Source organism: Gordonia sp. NPDC003376 (assembly GCF_053589235.1).
Window position 1 is genome coordinate 1 of the sequence record NZ_JBSFRM010000053.1, and the last position, 4,580, is coordinate 4,580.

Genomic DNA, 4,580 nt, shown 5'->3' on the forward strand with positions numbered 1-4,580 from the left:
CTGTTCATCGGTGAACACCTGATACCTCGAACTCGTCATCGCCACCAAGGCAGTGTGCCCGCCTCACACCTTCGCAGTTAGGAGACACGCCCTAGACATAATCATTATTATCGGCACTTCAAAACGGCTGTGTGGTAACAGATTTCATTGTCGCTCTGACATAATCGACCCCCGCCTGCCTCGTTGCACAGAGTCTGCGCCGCCGGACCTGCGGCAGGGATGGACTGAGCGCTACTACCTCCAACCCGGCGCTTTCGGTGTTCCGATCGGGCGCGCCCCGCAGCACGTGGCGACGGACAGCCAGGCCTACACGCGGGATGATGATAGGAATTACCCCCAGGGTGGATTACAATTTCCGGTATGGAAGAACCGGGAAAGCTGCTCGAAGGGGCTGATGATGCTTCTGGGGTGCACATAGAGCAGATCCTGAGCTACTTGCGGTCGGTTCCTGACCCGGTGCAGCGGGTGCATGAGTGTGCCGCCGCGACGGAGCGGTTTCGCGATCTTCAGAAGTATGTCGGTGCAATCCGACGTCAGGCTGTCTACGAGGCCACTCTGCGGCCGGGTGCGAACGGCGAGTCTGTCGCAGCTGAGCTGGGGGTGACACCGAAAGCTGTGTCGCAGGCGACGGCGACCTATCGACGTCAGGAGTTGGCGTATCTCAAGACTGTCCTGAGGGAGTATCGCAACTACCCGCAGGACGATTCGGTGATCCGGGAGATTGACGTTGCACTGAAGGGCCGTGATGTCCTGCAGCTTGCGCGACTCATCGTTCGTGCACACGAGGGGTGGCACACCTGGGACCTAGCTGATAAAAAATGGCGATTTCTCGACGAGGGCGAAGAGCGTGCACGCCAGATCCTCGCCGTCGCCAAGGTTGATCCCGGGCGGCCGGACTACCGGCCAGCGATGCTGTCTGAGTTGTCCGGGACCTCAGGGGATTCGTACGGTGCCCCAGAGCCGGACCCGTTCTATGACTGGCCTGTGCGAGTACTCAACGCGTTACCGGGCATAGCGGCGTCCGCGGGCCGGCGAGAATATGACTTGCCGGACGAGTGGATGCTCAGCTGGCAGATACTGCCGGCCTTACCGCATACGACAGTGTTCGAGACTGGGCCACATCGAGACGGTTGGGCGATCACCGAGTGGCTGGTCTGGTTCAACCGCGATCTAGCCCGCGCCGGTCGCGGCATCACAACCACCGTCACCAGCCCGCCCCCCTATCTGAACCAGCCCGGCGAATCTATGAGCTTTCAGACCTTCGGACCTACGGAGCCGGGTTCGATGACCGCGACTGAATACGCGCAGGGCCTGATAGACATGTGGGACGACGGCACTGGCTACATGCATATCGCGTGGCCGGCATGAAGCCGGTCGAGATCTTCGTCGACGAGTCGCGGCGCCGCGACTACCTACTGTGTGCCGCAGTGGTAGCAACGGGAGACATCGCTGCCGGTCGAAAAATTATGCGAGACCTTAAACCCAGTAATCGCGACCGGCTTCACATGAAAGACGAGTCGCGGAACAGAGATCGACTCATCCGCGAGTTTGTACGCCGTCGCCCCATTGCCGAAGCCCACATCTTTGTAGGAGCGTTGTCGGGGGCCCGGCTCAGCGAGCGGACTGTCCGCACCTGCTGCCTTCAGGCCCTTGCCCGGCATGCCGCGCAAGCCGGGGCGACGCGAATACTGGTTGAGTCCTGCTCCCAAGACGCCCAAGACCATGCGGCTATGACTGGCGCACTTGCAGAGGTGGATGCTCTCGACCAGGTCCGGGCCGACGTCGACCGTCCCAACGCCCACGAACTTCTGTGGGCCGCGGACCTCGTTGCGTGGGCGTACGGGGCCGGCGGAGCCTATCGCGCCCTCGTGAATCCTCTGATCACAGTTCACACAGTGCTGTGAACAGCGCGAAGGCCGGGCGACCACGCAAAACGTGCGGGCTCCCGGCCTCACTTTCATGGCTCTTCACCATGACGATATTGATCATAGACCCTGCCCTCCCCCTCGTCGAGGGCACGACAAACAGGGCATTGCAATCACACTTCCTTACCCAAGGCTTCGGTCGAGGGCCGCTCCCCGGGTGGTGCTCCACCAGCGGCGCCGGTCACGACCCCATTTCATAATACTGCCCGGGCAGCCACGTCGGCCGGTTCAGTTGACCGCAGGTCATCGTGATAGCCGCCCCGCCCAATATTCTCGTAGCTGTGACGATGGGTGGGCGTGAAGCTGACGGTGACAAGATTCAATGGGCCAGGCTGAATCAGCCGTGGTTCGATCGCATCGTCGAGACATTGCTGATGCGGAAATTCCGGGGGGTCGCCGAGGTCGACGTCGTGAACGGACGAGGCGGTGACGGAGGCGTGGACGTCTCCGTCACCTACCCCGACGGCCGGCTCGTTATCTACCAGTTGAAGTACTACCCCGAGGGCATGTCCGGCGGCTTCGTGGGACGTCGAGACAAAGTCAAGAAGTCCTTCGTGCGGGCGGTGAAGGAACAGGAGCCGCACGAATGGGTTCTGGTAGCCCCATGCAGCAACTTCACCAACCCCGAGAAGGGCTACATAAGACGCCTGCCCGAAGCCTTCACCCCAGCGGGGAAACGTCGACCCACTGTTGGATGGATGGGTCGAGCAGAGCTCGATCAGATGCTCATCGACTATCCCGAAGTGGACCGGTGGTTGACGCTGGACCACTACCGCCGCACCCGGCAGATCTTCGAGCAGGAACGGACCGCGTTTCTTGATTCCCCCGCGAGCGACCTCGCCAACCGCGTCGGCGCACTAGGCGACCTCATCGAGTCCCGCGACCCCGACTGGACGTGGGACTTTGGGTACTCTGCCGGTTCGACGGTCCAAGTGCTGCGGGCGCTGAACGACAACGCCGCGGAACGGAGTCCTATCAGTATCGACTTCGGTGCGGCGTTCGAGCCGGATTCGGCGGTGGGACGAGAGTTCCGAAGGGCGATGGAGTACGGGTCGCCCGCACGAGTGGAGATTCCCCGAGCCGCGATCACCCGATTCGAAGTGTCCGGGCCCGACATCGTGCAGGGGCTTCCCGACCCGGATCGGCTCGTCATCGAGAGCCTGCCCGTCGACAGCCCAGCCGTTGGAATGCTCATGGAGATCCGGTTCCTCGAGGACGGCGAAGTCGTAGCCACCGAGGAGGGAACGGTCACAGAGGTCCGCCACGGAACTCACGGCTTAACCAGCGTGATGTCGTTCTGTGGGGGCCGGCTCACGGTAGCCGCAGAGATTCCGTATCGAGCCACGTCCGGCCAAACGTCGTCGATGGGCGTCGGATACAAGATTCACGGACTCAGTCCGCGCTCTGTCGCCGAACTGTTCAAAGTTCTTCTCGGCCTTCGCACATCCAAAGAGGTCGAGTTCCACATTGACGGCCGATTCCTGACCAAATACGGGCGATCTAGTGACGAAGTTGACAACGAAGACCCCGACTTCAAAGAGCAACTCATGGTCTACCGGTTCGCTGAGGACCTGGCCGCGGTCCTCGCATATACAGGGCAGAGCATGACGTTTCCCAACGGCTTCAGTGGGAACGACCGGGTCCATGCTCGGGTTGCCCGACTGCTGATTGAGGGCCATATTGTGGCCTCGCCCCTGGCGCGAGGAGTCCGCGCACGCCTTCCCGACAGCGCTGAGCTCACCCAGGAGATCCGCAACACCCTGACAGAACGACGACACATCCATTGGCCGGCGGGCCGGTACACCGCTCCGATCGTGGGCCGGAACTTTGACCTAGGAGACTCGGTTGCGGTGCACCCCGAAACCTGGGTCGAGAATGGGCCTGCCGCACTCGACGCTCTTGAACGTGGCGAAGTCAGTGGCGACGAACTGATCATTAGACCGGGCGATGACCCTTACCTCTTCGTCTACCTCACTCGCACCGGCCCTGAGGACTACGCCGACCGATGGTTCGCGAGGTGGGACCTCGATGGCATAGACGAGCCCTGGCTAGACCGACCCTGGCTTACGCCCCAGGACCCAGAAGAATAGACCTACACGCGGCGGCTAGGAGTGATTGCGAGACACCGAGTCGATCTGGCCGCCCTGTCTGTCAACGTTGTCATCCGTCAGGGTAGACCAACACTGTCGGATTGCACCGTAGTTGGTGGCGGTGATAGGTATCTGGGAGTCGGCGACCCGCGGCGATAGCCGGGTGCCGATCAACATGCGTGACAAGTGATCTGAGACAAGACGGCTGGCGCAGCCGATGAGCAGATCGACTGACAACGAATGTGGGATGACACGCGGAATTGTGCCAGGTCGAGGACTTCGGCCTCCCAGGTAGGCGTCATCAAGTCCCAAGTAGGGTGTCAAAGTCTCAGTTACGTTGTCACCCGACAGACAGGGTAAGGATCGCTCGACTCGATCCGATGCAATACAGCGGAGGCTCTGTCCATTCGATGGATGGTGTTGACGCCCATGGGTCGCATCGCCTCGAGCAGAGCAGGACCGAACGGGCATCGGCTCCGCCGACCCGCGGGACAGCTGAAACCCGCACTATCCTGCGGTGCCCACATCGTCGCGCGACGCGACCTGGTCACGAGGGGCTGAGAGA

The 4,580-nt window shown here is 61.7% G+C and carries 3 protein-coding genes; all 3 read left to right on the top strand.

Features of this window, described 5'->3' with window-relative positions; genetic code table 11:
* The first annotated feature begins 360 nt into the window (after positions 1–360).
* The 3 genes from ACWDUA_RS25430 to ACWDUA_RS25440 all read left to right on the top strand — a co-directional run bounded on the left by ACWDUA_RS25430 (position 361) and on the right by ACWDUA_RS25440 (position 4,015).
* Positions 361–1,368 carry a hypothetical protein gene (locus ACWDUA_RS25430; protein WP_449753804.1) on the top strand — a complete coding sequence of 336 codons (1,008 nt, stop codon included), beginning with the start codon at positions 361–363 and terminating at the stop codon, positions 1,366–1,368.
* Entirely contained in the window at positions 1,365–1,904 is a 540-nt protein-coding gene (locus tag ACWDUA_RS25435; RefSeq protein ID WP_449753805.1) for a hypothetical protein, read from the top strand. Before ACWDUA_RS25430 ends, ACWDUA_RS25435 begins: the two co-directional genes overlap by 4 nt.
* A gap of 269 nt (positions 1,905–2,173) precedes the next feature.
* Positions 2,174–4,015, top strand: a complete 1,842-nt coding sequence (locus ACWDUA_RS25440) for a hypothetical protein (RefSeq protein WP_449753806.1) — start codon at positions 2,174–2,176, stop codon at positions 4,013–4,015.
* Positions 4,016–4,580 lie beyond the last annotated feature (565 nt).